Annotated in this window: 10 protein-coding genes and 3 pseudogenes; 4 read left to right on the forward strand and 9 right to left on the reverse strand. The window is 48.3% G+C overall.

Translation table 11 applies throughout. The annotated features are described in order from the left end of the window. Positions 1 to 89: 89 nt before the first annotated feature. A pseudogene (gene gltX, locus JCM15548_RS12250) lies at positions 90 to 1,660 on the reverse strand (glutamate--tRNA ligase). An 87-nt stretch (positions 1,661 to 1,747) separates the two neighbouring features. Here gltX and JCM15548_RS12255 point away from each other — a divergent pair. The 4 genes and pseudogenes from JCM15548_RS12255 (at position 1,748) to JCM15548_RS21160 (ending at position 5,513) form a co-directional block, all read left to right on the forward strand. Next, on the forward strand, positions 1,748 to 3,544 hold the full coding sequence (locus JCM15548_RS12255; protein WP_062125737.1) for a lamin tail domain-containing protein: 1,797 nt from the start codon (positions 1,748 to 1,750) through the stop codon (positions 3,542 to 3,544). Then, a pseudogene (locus JCM15548_RS26350) lies at positions 3,508 to 4,347 on the forward strand (CotH kinase family protein); the annotation flags it as partial. The gene JCM15548_RS12255 and the pseudogene JCM15548_RS26350, both read left to right, overlap by 37 nt. Positions 4,348 to 4,521: 174 nt before the next feature. After that, positions 4,522 to 5,352: an InlB B-repeat-containing protein gene (locus tag JCM15548_RS26355; protein ID WP_369403699.1), complete on the forward strand. Its 831-nt coding sequence runs from the start codon at positions 4,522 to 4,524 to the stop codon at positions 5,350 to 5,352. After that, positions 5,307 to 5,513: a T9SS type A sorting domain-containing protein gene (locus tag JCM15548_RS21160; RefSeq protein ID WP_157482720.1), complete on the forward strand. Its 207-nt coding sequence runs from the start codon at positions 5,307 to 5,309 to the stop codon at positions 5,511 to 5,513. Before JCM15548_RS26355 ends, JCM15548_RS21160 begins: the two co-directional genes overlap by 46 nt. 186 nt (positions 5,514 to 5,699) lie before the next feature. Here JCM15548_RS21160 and JCM15548_RS25530 read toward each other — a convergent pair whose 3' ends face one another. The 8 genes and pseudogenes from JCM15548_RS25530 to JCM15548_RS21955 form a co-directional block, all read right to left on the reverse strand. Next, on the reverse strand, positions 5,700 to 7,286 hold the full coding sequence (locus JCM15548_RS25530) for a ribonucleotide reductase barrel domain-containing protein (protein ID WP_262487037.1): 1,587 nt from the start codon (positions 7,284 to 7,286) through the stop codon (positions 5,700 to 5,702). A 5-nt stretch (positions 7,287 to 7,291) separates the two neighbouring features. Then, positions 7,292 to 7,669, reverse strand: a complete 378-nt coding sequence (locus JCM15548_RS25535) for a ribonucleotide reductase barrel domain-containing protein (RefSeq protein ID WP_262487033.1) — start codon at positions 7,667 to 7,669, stop codon at positions 7,292 to 7,294. Next, positions 7,669 to 8,259: a ribonucleotide reductase barrel domain-containing protein gene (locus JCM15548_RS25540; protein ID WP_262487034.1), complete on the reverse strand. Its 591-nt coding sequence runs from the start codon at positions 8,257 to 8,259 to the stop codon at positions 7,669 to 7,671. Before JCM15548_RS25540 ends, JCM15548_RS25535 begins: the two co-directional genes overlap by 1 nt. Before the next feature lie 411 nt (positions 8,260 to 8,670). Next, positions 8,671 to 8,844 carry a hypothetical protein gene (locus JCM15548_RS21695; RefSeq protein ID WP_157482722.1) on the reverse strand — a complete coding sequence of 58 codons (174 nt, stop codon included), beginning with the start codon at positions 8,842 to 8,844 and terminating at the stop codon, positions 8,671 to 8,673. Positions 8,845 to 8,895: 51 nt separating this feature from the next. Beyond that, the gene (locus tag JCM15548_RS12270; RefSeq protein ID WP_062125741.1) at positions 8,896 to 9,420 is read right to left on the reverse strand and encodes a hypothetical protein; all 525 of its coding nucleotides are present in this window, start codon (positions 9,418 to 9,420) and stop codon (positions 8,896 to 8,898) included. A 129-nt stretch (positions 9,421 to 9,549) separates the two neighbouring features. Next, positions 9,550 to 13,635: a DEAD/DEAH box helicase gene (locus tag JCM15548_RS12275; protein WP_083985119.1), complete on the reverse strand. Its 4,086-nt coding sequence runs from the start codon at positions 13,633 to 13,635 to the stop codon at positions 9,550 to 9,552. Positions 13,636 to 13,719: 84 nt separating this feature from the next. Continuing rightward, positions 13,720 to 14,844 carry an ATP-binding protein gene (locus tag JCM15548_RS12280; protein WP_062125745.1) on the reverse strand — a complete coding sequence of 375 codons (1,125 nt, stop codon included), beginning with the start codon at positions 14,842 to 14,844 and terminating at the stop codon, positions 13,720 to 13,722. A 93-nt stretch (positions 14,845 to 14,937) separates the two neighbouring features. Then, positions 14,938 to 15,194: pseudogene (locus tag JCM15548_RS21955) on the reverse strand (ATPase); the annotation flags it as partial.

The following is a 15,194-nucleotide window of genomic DNA, read 5'->3' on the forward strand; positions in this document are numbered from 1 at the left end:
TGTTAAAATCTGAGCTATAATTTACGGCCAATCAACGGCTTAAAACGACCTTCAGAAATAAAAAATCCTGAAAATTGCGGGCGATAAAATCAAAGATCCAGCCTTTCAATGGCCATCTGCACCCTTTTAACCGTTTCCTCCCGGCCTAAAAGCTCTGCAATGGTAAACAAATCAGGTCCAAAAGCACCTCCGGTCAGTGCCAAACGCAGAGCATTCATCACATTGCCAAAGCCTATTCCCCTGGCATTAATGAGGTCTGATGCCTTTTCCTTCAATTCGGTTGCGTCCCAGGCAGCAGATTGTTCAAAAAAGTCTGCCAGCTCCTTCATAAAAGCAGGCACTTCTCCCTTCCAGCGCTTCTTAGCGACCTTTTCATCGTATCCGGTCGGCGCTTCAAAGAAAAAGAAAGTCTGTTCCCACAGTTCACTCACAAAACTCACCCGTTCCTTCACCAAACCAACAATCACCTCTACTTTCTCAGTCTCTACTGCCACGCCCTTTTCCTTCAAAAGAGGCCTGAAATCGGCCGCCAATTCCGCCTCACTTTTCTGAACAAGATATTGGTGATTGAACCACTTGGCCTTTTCAGGATCAAAGCGGGCACCAGCCTTGTTCACCCTTTCCAGAGAAAAAGCTTCCGTTAATTCCGTCAAGGAAAAGAGTTCCTGCTCGGTGCCGGGATTCCATCCCAGAAAGGCCAGCAGGTTATTGACCGCCTCCGGAAAGTAGCCCGACTCCCGATACCCGGAAGCCAGCTCACCGGCAGGTGAGGTATAGGCCAGCGGAAAGACCGGGAAACCCTCCTTGTCGCCATCCCGCTTGCTCAATTTCCCCTTACCACTGGGCTTCAGAATCAATGGCAAATGGGCAAAAGCCGGCATGCTGTCACTCCAGCCAAAGGCTTTATACATCATGACATGCAAAGGCAGGGATGGCAACCATTCCTCACCCCTTATCACATGTGATATCTCCATCAAATGATCATCCACAATATTGGCCAAATGGTAGGTGGGTAGTTCGTCGGCCGACTTATAAAGCACCTTATCATCCAGCGTGGAGGTATTAAAAGTGACCTGTCCCCTGATTAAATCATCGGCCGTCACCTCATAATTCTCGGGCATTTTAAAGCGAATCACATAGGGTTCTCCGCTATCCATACGTGCCTGTACCTCATCGGCAGACAAGTTCAAGGAATTGTTCAAGGTGTTTCTTGTCTGAATATCGTAGGCAAAAGTCTTTTTCTCCGCTTCATACGCCGAACGAATGGCCTCCAGCTCTTCAGGGGTATCAAAGGCATAGTAAGCCCAGCCATCCGCCACCAGGCGGTTGGCGTATTCCTTATAAATGGCTTTCCGTTCCGATTGTTTATAGGGTCCATAGGCACCGCCCTCCTGAACACCTTCGTCCACTGTCAGGCCCAACCACTGAAGCGCTTCATTGATGTAGGCTTCTGCCCCGGGCACAAAGCGGTACTGTCGGTATCCTCAATCCGTAAAATAAAAGTCCCGCCCTGTTTTTTGGCAAACAGGTAATTAAAAAGAGCTGTTCGTACACCGCCAATGTGCAGGGGACCGGTGGGACTTGGGGCAAAGCGCACCCTTATTTTTTGCTGACTCATAGATTCCAATTTTAAGGCTACAAAGGTAATCAAATACGGCATCCCGACAAGCGGTCGAGCGTCTCTAAATTTTAGGTTTTTTAACAAAAAAACCTTATTTTTACCCCCTAAAAACTTAGTCTATACGCTATGCTGACATACCAAACGAAATACCTCCCGCTGATCCTCCTGACCGTCCTGATTACCTATACCACCGTGCCACTTTCAGCACAGGAGCCACCGGCAGTGGCCATCAGTGAATTCATGGCTTCCAACTCCCATACGATTTCGGATGAAGACGGGGATTTTTCGGACTGGATAGAAATCACCAACCATTCCGATGTTCCTGTGAATCTGGAAGGTTGGGGCCTGTCGGATGACGACGGTGATCCCTTCAAATGGGTGTTCCCGTCCATCACTCTGGAGTCGGGGGAGTTTCTGATGGTCTGGGCTTCCGGCAAAGACCGGAAACCCGATCAGAATGGCCTCACAAGCGGCCTTCGTCAGGAAGTCTTCCTCGACCTGTCCGGCACCACCATCAGCCACCTGACCAGCAGTTCCAATTATCCCGGTAATCCTTCCTACCACACAACCATCACCGATTTTTTTGAAGCACCCACGGATATCAATGACGATTACGGGCAGCGACTACATGGTCTGTTACTGGCCCCTGAAACCGGCAACTACACTTTTTGGATCGCCAGTGACGACAATGGGCACCTTTATTTGAGTTCGGATGATCAACCCGGCAATGCCCAGTTGATAGCCAGTGTTCCTGCGTGGACCAACAGCCGCGAGTGGGACAAGTTTGATTCTCAGCAAGCGGACCCGGTTCACCTGACAGCCGGCGAATACTATTACATATCTGCCCTCATGAAAGAAGAAGGCGGCGGTGACAATCTGGCCATTGGCTGGCAACGTCCCAGCGGCGCCATTCAGCGCCCCATGTCGGCCAACCACCTATACACCCCAGCCGGTGAACTGCATACCAGTTTTGCCATTTCTTCCAGTGGCGAGCCATTGCTTCTGACCAATCCACAAGGAGTAAGCATCCATCAAATCCCGCCGGTGGAGTTGGCCAGCGACCTCTCTTACGGTTTAAGGGATGGAGAGGCCGGCTTCTTTTTCTTCGATGCACCCACACCCGGTGAAGCCAATACCACCAGCGGCTATAACGAAATTTTATCGGGCAACATCACCTTTTCACATACCGGCGGATTTTACACCTCGGCTTTTGATCTGAACATTCATTCAGATGACCCGACCGCTACCATCTATTACACCCTCGATGGTTCCGAACCCGATCCGGACAATACCACCGGAACAAGCTATACCTATAAAAACAATTACCCTTCAGGTGGATTCCTGAGCCGATCAACCCAAACGCACGTCTATACAGGCCCCATCAGCATCACCGACCGCTCAGGGGCGCCCTACCAACTGGCAGGCATCAATGCCCGCTATACCGATTCACCCCGTTACCCGAATCAAAACATCTACAAAGGAACTGTCATCCGGGCGAAGGCCGTCAAAGACAATGCCCTGACGCCACATACCGATACGCATACCTATTTCATTACGGCGGAAGGAGACAACAGATACGATCTACCGGTCGTTTCCATCTCCACCAACGAGCCTGATCTCTTCGATTACAACACCGGCATCTATGTGCCCGGGGTGTATGCCGACGAGTGGGTGGCCAATAATTCCATTAATAGCTGGAACGACGGGCGTCCCGCCAACTACAACCAGCGTGGAGACGCCTGGGAGAAACCGGCCCATTTCGAATATTTTCCGAAAAACGGAGACCCCGTTTACAAGCACAATGTTGGCATTCGGGTTCATGGAGCTGGACCCGCGCCTACTACCGCAAATCCCTTCGCTTATATGCCCGCAACGCTTACGGCACAGGAGACACCTTCACCTATCCCTTCTTTGGGGACCTGACGCCCAGGGGAGATGTCAACCAACCAGTCACCGATTTCAGGCGAGTGGTTCTGCGAAACTCAGGTAACGACTACAACATCACCCTTTATCGGGATGCCCTCATGCAAGACCTGGCCAAGGATTTGCCCCTGGCCACCATGGCCTACAATCCGGTGATTCACTTCATCAACGGCGAATACTGGGGCATCATCAACATGCGCGAACGTTACGACGAATACTATCTGGAAAGCCACTATGGCATTAACCCCGATGACGCCGCCATCCTGGATGCCTGGGGCAATGTGGACCAGGGCGTACCGGAGGACCGGACCCAGTTTTTTGAAATTGTGGACTACGCAGAAAACAATGACCCGGCGAACAACCTCCACTACCAGTGGATCAGCGAACGCGTGGATATTGAAAACCTGGCCAACTACTACGCCGCACAAATTTACTTTTACAACAGCGACTGGCCACAAAACAACATGACCTATTGGCGCGACCGCACAGGTGTATATACCCCGGATGCACCAGAGGGGCACGACGGTCGCTGGCGATGGATGCTTTACGACACCGATTTTGGCATGAACATCTGGGGGACCAATCAATGGCAGGATGGACTCAACCGGGTGATCGACCATGCCAATGATCCGTCATCCCGCATCTTTAAAAGATTATTGCGCAACACGAATTTTAAAAACCAGTTCATCAACATTGTCACCGATCAGCTCAACAGCTGTTTCAGTCCCGCCTACATCCAACAAAAAGTAAATGAATACAATGCGCAACTGGCCAGTTCACGTATCGAACACTACAACCGCTGGGACAGCGGCGGCGACCCCGGCCATGCCATTAAAACCTTTGCCGATGAACGTCCAGAGTACGTCTTGACCCATACGGGCAATCAATTCGGCCTATCGGGCACAGCCCTTTTAACCGTCAACCGGGAAGGTCATGGCGGTAAAGTCACCGTCAACACCATCACCATCGACAGCGACATGGCCGGCCTCCCCAATCCGGAAACCCCCTTTCCCTGGTCGGGCACCTACTTTTTAGATGTCCCCGTCACCCTCACAGCCGCAGACGAACCCGGCTACCGCTTTTCGCACTGGCTCATCAATGGCAACCATGTGACCGAAAAAGAAACAATCCTCCACTTAGAGGCCGACACCGATGTTACCGCCGTGTTCAACGCCACCGAATACCACCTGATTCATTACTGGCATTTTAACAATCTGCCGGAGGGATTGCTGGCACCCTTGCAGGCGGATTATACCCAAATGGAAACCCAGGTTTCCATTTCCTACCCCGGCACCGGCGATGGGTATATGGATCGCGTGGATGATGGCTCCGCCATCAATGCCCGCAACAATTTTGAAGCCGTCCGTGCCCTGCGGGTGCGGAACCCCTCCGACACCCGCCACCTGGAACTCTTCATTCCCACCGCGGGCTACGAAGATATCCTTCTGAGCTATGCCGTTACCCGCACCGGCAGCGGGGCCGAATTTCAAAACATCTGGTACCGCACCTCCAGCACCGGTAACTGGATCCTCTTCAAAGAGGACCTGCTCATCACCGAGCTGTATCAGCACGTTGAACTCGATTTTTCAAACCTACCGGCCGTAGAAAACAACGATGCGTTCACCGTAAAAATTGAATTCACAGGACCCACTGTATCCGGCACCTCCGGCAACAACCGTTTCGACAATGTAAGCGTTGAAGGCTATCGCGTCAGCACCAGCAGCCAGGCACCTGAAGCGACCACCATTTTAAACATCTTCCGGTGCCCGCCAGTCATCAGCTCAACATTGCCGCCTCGCAAGCCATGACTCAGGTCGTACTTTACAACACGCATGGACAAACCGTCAGACGCGAATCCGCCCGTGGCCTGTCCCACCAACTAAACATCGCCGGCCTCAGCCCCGGCATATACATCTTAGAAGTCACCACCCCCAACAACCTGCAACGCCAAAAAATCACCATCCAATAAAAAAATCCCCGGTCCAAATCGACCGGGGATTTTTTTAAACATTCCTATGTATCTACTCGACATCGTTTCGTTGTAAGCTCGCCGTAGTCATAAATCGTCCCATCAAACCCCATCTCACCCATCTCACCCTTCCTACCCTTCTCACCCTATCAACCCTTCCTACCCTTCCTACCCTTCCTTACCAAATCACCCACACTTCGAACTCCCACAATCCTGACAAATCAAGCACCCTTCCTGATACACCAGACTGTCCGAGTTACAATTCTCGCAGTGGCCCTTCTTGGCCTTGGTACCATTGGGAATATACTTTTTAAGGGCACGTTCCACACCATTCTTCCAGTTGTTGATGTTCTCATTATCGAGTTGCAGTCCGGCCACCAGATTCAACACATCTTCAATGGCCATGCCGTGGCGCAATACACCTGAAATCAACTTTGCATAGTTCCAGAACTCCTTGTTGAACTTAAAGGACAAGCCCTCAATGGTGGTTTTATAACCCCGCTTGTTCACATACTGGAAATCGTAGCGGGAAGTATCGTCTTCATCGTAATTCTTGATAATGCTTCCCTTCTGCACCGACTTAGGCACCAAAATACCCTCTTCATCGTCGGCCAGACCGGTAAATATTTCATAGGGACGGCCATCCAGCAGACCCACAAAAGCAATCCACCTCTCCTTGTTGTTCTGGAAACGCACCACATCCGCCTCCAAAATCTGGGGACGTTTTTTCGGGAACTTGTAGCCTCCTTCATCGTTCTTCTTTTCATTGCCCGAAATCAACACACCCGCACGAGAACCGTCGCGATAGACCGTCACCCCTTTGCATCCGCTCTTCCAGGCTTCCACATACAACTGGCCCACCAGCTCCTCATTCACATCGTTGGGCAGGTTAATGGTTACGCTAATGGAGTGATCCACCCACTTCTGCACCTGGCCCTGCATGCGCACCTTGCTCAACCAGTCCACATCATTGGACGTCGCTTTGTAGTAAGGCGATTGCTTCACCAGTTCATCCAACTCTTCGCTGGTATATTTGCGTTTCGAATCGTGCCCATTGGCATCCATCCAAATCAAAAACTTATGGTGAAACACCGGATACTCCTCCCAGCTGTCGCCCACCTCATCCACAAAGTCCACACGCGTCTCCGGATCATTGGGATTCACCTTTCTGCGGCGCTTGTACACCGGCATAAACACCGGCTCAATACCGCTGGTGGTTTGGGTCATCAGACTGGTTGTACCCGTCGGTGCAATGGTCAGCAAAGCAATGTTCCGTCGACCACTCTTGGCCATTCTGGCATACAAAGCAGGATCAGCCTCCTTAATGCGCTGCACAAATGGATTATTCTTTTCACGTTCAGCGCTGTAAATAGGGAAAGCACCACGTTCCTCGGCCAATTCCACCGAGGCACCATAGGCCGCCAAGGCCAGACTCTTATGCACCTCTACCGAAAATTCCGTAGCAATGTCGGTTCCGTAAATCAAACCAAGTGCCGCCAGCATATCTCCTTCGCCGGTGATACCAACACCGGTCCGGCGACCCTCCGTCGCCTTGTGGCGGATATTCGACCACAAATTATGCTCCACACGCTTCACCTCTTCTCCCTCGGGATCGGCATCAATTTTTTCAATAATGGCATCAATCTTCTCCAGTTCCAGATCAATGATGTCGTCCATAATACGCTGGGCGAATCCCACATGCTTACGGTACAATTCAAAATTAAATTTCGCCTGAGGGGTAAATGGATTCTCCACATAGGCATATAAGTTCACCGCAATCAAACGGCAGCTGTCATAGGGACACAACGGAATTTCACCACAAGGTTGGTACTGACCGTCTTGTAGCCCAGATCTGCATAGCAGTCGGGCACCGACTCCCGCGTAATGGTATCCCAGAAAAGGATACCCGGCTCAGCCGATTTCCAGGCATTGTGCACAATCTTATCCCACAGCACGCTGGCATCCACCTCTTTGCTGTATTTGGGATTGCGGGCATCCACCGGATACTGCTGAATGTAGGGGGTACCATCCACCACCGAGCGCATAAAATCATCGTCCATTTTCACAGACACATTGGCACCGGTAATCTTGCCCTGCTCCATTTTGGCATCGATGAACTTTTCGGAATCAGGATGCTTAATAGACACACTCAACATCAGGCACCGCGACGACCATCCTGGGCCACCTCACGGGTAGAATTGGAATAACGCTCCATAAAAGGCACAATACCCGTCGACGTCAAGGCCGAATTCTTAACCGGTGAGCCTTTGGGACGGATGTGTGACAAATCATGCCCCACACCACCCCGGCGCTTCATCAGCTGCACCTGCTCCTGGTCAATCTTCATAATACCGCCGTAGGAATCAGAATTGCCATCGTTACCAATCACAAAGCAATTAGACAAAGAAGCCACCTGGAAGTTGTTACCAATTCCCGACATGGGACCACCCTGCGGAACGATATAAGTAAAGTTACGGAACAACTCATACACCTCTTCCACCTTCAGGGGGTTTGGATAGCGCTCCTCAATTCGAGCGACCTCACGTGCCAGACGCCAGTGCATATCATCCGGCGTCAGCTCATACAAGTTGCCGTCTGAATCCTTCAGCGCATATTTATTAACCCAAACGCGAGCCGCCAGCTCATCGCCTTTAAAATATTTTAACGCCGCCTTGAAAGCTTCGTCGTTGGTATAAACATTTTCTGTCCCTGTTTCAGATGGCCGATGCATTGTTGTTACTTCCATTTTGATTGAATGTTTTAATCTCCTGTTAAGATGAAGGTTAATATTTTTGAGTTCTAAAATTATCGTGCTTGCAAGTTAGGCAAGCAATTCTTATTGGACAAATAAATTTTATCAACAATGGCCAAAGTTGTCCATTTCAAAACTTTAAAAAACTAAATATCAGACACATAACCAAACAACAACACCCCAAAAGTTTTCCAAAAAGAAACTTTTGGGGTGTTTACTCATAATTAACGTCTGGCATTTGGAAATGTCTCCCGTCCTGAAAATGCGACGACTACCGCGCCTCTTGAATATATTTTAACATTTGTGCAAAACTATTAAGTACAGGTTTTCCATTTTTTGGAATCGCAATTAACAACTACAACTTTCAATAACCCGTTAATAAACCCATATCTAATTGACAAACAATCAAATTTTAGTTTTGCTGGATTTTAAAGCCCTAGCTCTAAACGCCATCTTCTCCTTCATAGATGCCTTTTTACGTTTTTTAAAAAACTCACTTAAAGCTTTTTCCTCTTCTATAGACAAAGCTTCTTGACTACCTATGAAATCAACATCCAATTTTATTTTCTTGCTTTTCATCCCCACCTGATTTTATTAAAAATTTCTTTCTCACTAAATCTCAATCACCCATTATGAAAAATATCTATCAATAAGCTTTAAAGCAGCATGTGTTTCAAGTATCATGATTCGACCCCCAAAATGGATCGCGCCTAAAGTCTCTATATAATGATCGACAAGTTGTGTCTTAGACAGAAAAGAAACATTACCTTCATGTCCTCTTTGAAATGAAAATTTACATGCAAATGCCACTAAATTACCAGGAACCCCAGAGTACATCTTTGTCTTCCCCTTATTAAAAGGAGCACTTTCAACCAAGTGCATAAAAACGTGATCTTCTTTCACTTCAAGACTAATTAACCCTTGAATAACAGTGGGGTTACCAACAATCGTTATTTTAAAAATATCTCGGGCTGGTTCTTTCATTTCCGTCCGCCAGTTAAACAGCCAGCCTTTCTTCTTGGAAACCAACTTAAGGTCAGATTTTGTCAAAATGGCAATTTCAGTTTTGAAACTGTCACCCGTTACCACGTTTTCAATTGAGTTTGTCAATTTATCAACTATAAAATCTAAGCCTATGCTTTCATTCCTTATCATGATACTAAGTTAAGAAGAAACAGCCGATTTTCACAATCAACTTTCACCTATCTTCTTTCTCTTATTCCTAATTCCTATCTAATCTGCGCCAATGAACAACGATGATCTTCGATTCTAAAAAAAACAGACCTACACCTCCCTGAGCAACTCCAAAAGATCCGTTGTTGAAAGGCGGGCACTTTGATCGGTGCCCTCCAGCAGACTGTTCGCCATATCGCGCTTGGTAGCGTGCAGCTGCACAATCTTTTCCTCAATGGTATTCTTAGCCACCAGTCGGTAAATGGTCACCGGCCGCATTTGCCCCATACGGTGTGCCCGATCGCTCGCCTGATCCTCAATGGCCGGATTCCACCAAGGGTCCAGGTGCAAGACATAGTCCGCCGCCGTAAGGTTGAGTCCCAGTCCACCGGCCTTGAGACTGATCAGGAACAAGTCGCTTTTCCCCGACTGGAAAGCCTTCACGGCCTTTTCACGCTCGGGAATGGGCGTTGAACCATCCAGGTACTGATAGGTAATACCCTTTTCATCCAGCGCTTGTCGCACAATGGACAAATGCCCTACAAACTGACTAAAGATTAAGGCCTGATGGTTGTTCGAGCGCAGCTCTTCCACAATGGTCAACATCGCCTCCAGCTTCGATGAGGGCAAATGCATCTCCTTATTGACCAGGGCGGCGTTACAACAAGCCAGACGCAATCGGGTGATTTCCGCCAGTGCCTGAATGTGTTTCTGTCCGTTGGCCCCATCGCTGGCTTCAATCGCTTCCACGGCCTGGCGCCTCACTGCTTCATAAAAAGCCATTTCCGCCTCACTTAGCTCCACACCAAAGGTAATCTCCGTTTTAGAGGGCAGTTCATCCAGCACCTTGTTCTTGGTCCGCCGTAAAATAAAGGGCGCAATCAATTTTTTCAAATGCCCCTTTTGCGCAGCAGTCCCATTCTTCATATAGCGATCGGTAAAGTGCGCCAGAGTACCCAGCAGACCCGGATTGCAGAAATTAAACAAGTTCCACAGCTCTCCCAAATGGTTTTGTACCGGCGTACCCGTGAGGGCCAGTTTGAAATCGGCCTCAATGCTCATGGCGGCCTTCGACGATTTCGTCTGCGTATTTTTTATGGCATGCGCCTCATCCAAAATCGCCATCGACCATTTAATCTCCGAAATGCGTGCCTCTTCGCTCTGCAACAAGCCATAGGTTATCACCAGCACATCAAAGGAAGTGAGGGCCGACAGCGTCTCCTCCCGGTTACCCGCTTTCAGCACGATGGGATTCAGCGTGGGCGAAAACCGGCGCAATTCGCTGCACCAGTTAGGTGCTACCGAGGCTGGACAAACCACCAGTGAGGGACCCTTTTCCGCCAAATGCAGCAGCATACCAATGGCCTGCACCGTTTTGCCCAGACCCATGTCGTCGGCCAGACAAGCGCCGGCGCCCCAGGCATGCAGGCGCGTCATCCACCGGAAACCCTCCTCCTGATAAGGACGCAGCTCTGCTTTCAAAGTTGATGGAATGGGGACCTCCACATTTTCCGTGGCATCCACCTTTTTTCGAAAATCCTTCCACGACTTATCCGCCTTGAAGGAAGCGGCACTTTTTGTCAGCTCATCAATGGAATGCGCCGCAAAACGATTGACCTTCACACCACTTTTCTCCAGAGAAACAAAAGCATCCAGCTCATCAATCTGCCTTTTCAATTCTTCTGTAAGGGCCAGAAACTCATTCTTCTTCATCTCAATAAAGCGGCCCCTGCCCTTACGCGACAGGCTCAGCAAATCCTTGATGGACAAGACCGTCTCCTCGTCCACCTTCAGCTCCCCCTGTAGCTCAAACCAAGCCCCCTTGCTTTTCACCTTCAAATGAAGGTTCTCAAAAGAAGCATGCTTGTTCATTTTAAACCGTTCCCCCTCCGGCCATTCCACGATCGCCAGCTCAGGCAGTCGGCCAATGGTCTCCAATAAATGGAGGCAGAGATAAGGATCACTGAACAGGACAGCGTCCTTGGACAAGTCCGCATCCACATGCTGTGCCAACTCATTCGAAAACAGCGTCGCGTTTTCCGCTTCCGCCTCCATGTTGCGCACAGCCTGACAACGCTCCCCATCAATATTTCCATAAACCGCCTTGCCGCCAATTCCAGGCTTCAGGTAGGGCGGCACACTCCCCAGCGGCTTCACAAACACCTCCGCCTTTAATCCATCCCCCATGGGCAGAATCTGAATCCGCAGTCGCGCATCCCCTTCCACCGCCCTGGTCGATTCAGAAGTCTCCACCATATCTGATTGTACCGACATAATGGCACTCAGCTGCTCCACCACCTTCAGCAGCTTTTGGCGCCCCTTGGCGGGAATTAGAATGCCTTCATTGATCATGCGTACCGCACTGCGTTGTTGCGCATTGAGCGCAACAACCTTGAAACGTGTCTGCGTTTCCTTCACCACAACAACGTCACTATAACTATCCGTAATATTTGTTTTCAGCCGAATACCCTTCTTTGTTTCTTCCGTAATCAAATCCGGCTCCCCCTTAATCAGTTCGATGGGAATATCCGGGTTATTATACAAAAACAGGAAAGGATGACCACAGAGCTCAGGCAAAACCTTGTCACCATTCATGAAGTACTCCTTCGAACCCCGATAACCATAACCCGTTGAAATCCCCATAGCTACCCGCTTATCCTGCTCCGTCAGTCCCTCCACCATCTGCTCTTTAAAGCGCTTCAGAGAAATATTGCGCCCTTTGGTCCACCTGCCCGTAGCCCCACAAGTCTGCAACAGCGGTTGAACATAGCCCTTTTCAGGCTCCACCAGATAACAAATGCGGGTATCCACATCGATCTTCCTTTTATCATCTGCGGCCGGATCCACCAGCGAAATCAATCCCTCCAGTGTCTGCTCCCACTTTTCCAGTCGTGGCACCCGGCTCATCAAGCCGGGCGGCAATTTCACATCTGCAGGAATGGCAATATCCGGCGGCACCTCATTCCCCGTGGCCTCCAGAATAAAGATCATCTCATTCAAAAGCAGCCACAAACCATTGTTGCGCAAGCTATAGCAGAACGTTCTGGCAAAATTCACTTCATCGTCGGACAACTCTCCCATGACCATGTATGTATTGAAGAATTGCACCAGCGTAAAGAGACTGTTTTGCGACAAGTCCATCCGATTACTAAGGTCAAAAGTAAACATGCACGATTGGGCCTCCAGATAATCATTCTTAACCAGGTACAACAAGGGCAACACAAAACGAAGCTGATTATCGCGCGTCTTTAACACCTTTTTAATAAAAGCCTCCAGATTTTTCATCTTGAGACCCTCCGGTTTCAGCAAAAAGTTAAACCAGTAAAGATACTCCTCAAAAAAGTCAAACGTCATTTTAGAGACCTTGTGGCCATCCAGGCCTGTCACCCGACCGTCCTCAAACAGTTTTACAGATTTTTCATAATCCCCCTCAACCAAGGCGAAGTGGGAAAAAAGAATCATGTGCCCTCCATGGGAAACGTATGGCTCACTCTTCTTGGCATCCTCAAGGCTGCCCTGTAAAAAATCAATTTGAGCCAGAGCAAAAATGACCCCTCTATTATTAGTTGGCAGCAGACGTGTTAAAAAATGGCGTAGCGTGTTTATGTTTGAAAGCCTCCACCGACTGGTCCGGGAAACATTCATACAAATATTAGTAAAAACGGCCGGAGAATGCAGCAAGGCTTTATCATATTCGGGAATCTCCATCATGCGTACATAGTACCCATAAAGATGGCTCAGGCTGTCAAGCAGCTCAGCATAACGCATTACCTTTAACCCATCCTTATCATACCCCTTCAGAAATCCCGAAATCAGATATTCCCGCAGGTAAAAAGTCGAAGGCACCGTCCATGCCTCACAAAAATCCGTTCTATCCGTATATCTGGCCAAATCCTCATAAGCAGGTTGACAAATGAGCTGGGGAAACAGCTCCATCTTTAAATCAAAGGGTACGGTATAATAATGCGACTCAACAACAATCAACCCACGCTTCTCCAAATCTTCCAGAACAACATTTATTTCCTTGGCCTTGTGGTCACCCTTCACCAACCGCACCAAATTGGCCTTCTTGTTGTACTTATAAAACCCACAAAAAAAAATGGTCAGGGTATCCACCACCTTGCGGTGCAATTCAGGCAGAGCCTCATACTTTTTCAGGAGTGCCACCGCTCTTGATGGCCTATTAGGACGAGTCATTCCGTGTCAATTAGTATCTTAAAGCAGATTATTCTGTTCTCCAAAAATAGAAAAACTTCCCTTAGTTTGGAAAGTCATCTATAATTAGTCCAGCAGAAACGCCTCCATATTATCCGGGGTGACCACAGACAAAGTAGCACCTGTGTATTTCTCAAGAAATTGATTGGGCACTTTATATTTGGCTGAGGGATTCCACTTGAACTCAAAAGCCTGGATTTGTCCATCACCTTCCTCTACATAGTCAATCTCCTTTTGGTCCGTTGTTCGCCAAAACCAGCTGTTTCTCCATAGTAAATCATATTCCAGCCTTTTCTTTCGTTCCGAAATAATGTAGTTCTCCCATAAAGCCCCCACATCCTGGCGGCTCTCTGCCATCGAAAAATCAGCAATGATCGCATTCCGGATACCGTTATCATAAAAGTAAATTTTCTTGCTGCTTTTCAGCTCATTTCTCAAATTGCGGCTAAAAGAGCCCAAACGGAAAATCACAAAACACTGTTCCAGAAGCACAATATATTTTTCAACCGTTTTAGAGTCCAACGAACAAATCTGTCCCAGCTCTGAATACGACACTTGATTACCCACCTGAAAAGCAAGGGCTTGCAAAAGCTTCAAGAGCTTATCAGGCTTCTTGATTTGCTCCCACATCAGGATATCCTTATAAAGATAACTATCTGAAAGTTGTTTGAGTATTTCCTTTTCATTGCCCGGATTACTCACCACGTCGGGATAATAGCCATAGACCAGACGATGCGGAAGCAATCGTTTTTCATCCAAAAGCCCATGATGTAAAACCATCTCCGCAAAAGAAAGCGGAAACAACCGATACTCCCATTTTCGTCCGGTAAGCGGCTCATTCACCTGATTGGCCAGGTCAAAAGAAGAACTCCCCGTTGCTATAAGCTGTATTTCCGGCAACTCATCCGTAATCAGTTTTAATTTCAGGCCAATATCATTAATCCGTTGTGCCTCATCAATGACTACATACCTCTTATTCCCAAAAACATATTTCAAGCGCGTAGAAGAAATGTTTTCAAAAAGCTTCTGCACATCCAGTTCATCCCCATTCAACCAAAGCATTTCATCCGACCCTTCAAAAAGCCCTTTAACCAAAGTCGTCTTACCCACCTGCCTGGCCCCCATTAAAACCAGAGCCTTCCCCTTGTTCAGCTTATCCTTCAGCGTATTTTCCAATAACCTATGTATCATTTCGGATGTGTTTACATCAAAAATACAATAAATTAGGATTTGAATCCACAAAATTTGCCATTTTTTCGGAATTGAGTTTTCATTAGCGACACTCTAAAGCACATCCAATAATTTCCAAGCCTGAATATGCCGAATGCCATTATTCGATGGAAAGGAAACATCATCTAACGAAATGACCATTTTTTCATAATTATCCGGAATGGCTTCCAATGGCGTATACTCCCGGCGTATCGCTTGTTCATCAACCAAAACATAAGTGCATTGCAGATATATAAGCCTTTCACCCTTTTTGGCCACAAAATCAACTTCCTTATCACGCAGCGCACCAACATAAACATCATATCCGCTTC

Origin of the sequence: Geofilum rubicundum JCM 15548, assembly GCF_000974365.1 — a bacterium.
GTDB classification, from domain to species: Bacteria; Bacteroidota; Bacteroidia; order Bacteroidales; family Marinilabiliaceae; genus Geofilum; species Geofilum rubicundum.

Coding starts and splice junctions, on each gene's coding strand:
- JCM15548_RS25535 (WP_262487033.1), bottom strand. CDS start 7,669: ATGTTGAGTGTGTCTATTAAGCATCCTGATTCCGAAAAGTTCATCGAT.
- JCM15548_RS26355 (WP_369403699.1), top strand. CDS start 4,522: ATGGCCGGCCTCCCCAATCCGGAAACCCCCTTTCCCTGGTCGGGCACC.
- JCM15548_RS21695 (WP_157482722.1), bottom strand. CDS start 8,844: ATGAAAAGCAAGAAAATAAAATTGGATGTTGATTTCATAGGTAGTCAA.
- JCM15548_RS12280 (WP_062125745.1), bottom strand. CDS start 14,844: ATGATACATAGGTTATTGGAAAATACGCTGAAGGATAAGCTGAACAAG.
- JCM15548_RS12270 (WP_062125741.1), bottom strand. CDS start 9,420: ATGATAAGGAATGAAAGCATAGGCTTAGATTTTATAGTTGATAAATTG.
- JCM15548_RS25540 (WP_262487034.1), bottom strand. CDS start 8,259: ATGGAAGTAACAACAATGCATCGGCCATCTGAAACAGGGACAGAAAAT.
- JCM15548_RS12255 (WP_062125737.1), top strand. CDS start 1,748: ATGCTGACATACCAAACGAAATACCTCCCGCTGATCCTCCTGACCGTC.
- JCM15548_RS12275 (WP_083985119.1), bottom strand. CDS start 13,635: ATGACTCGTCCTAATAGGCCATCAAGAGCGGTGGCACTCCTGAAAAAG.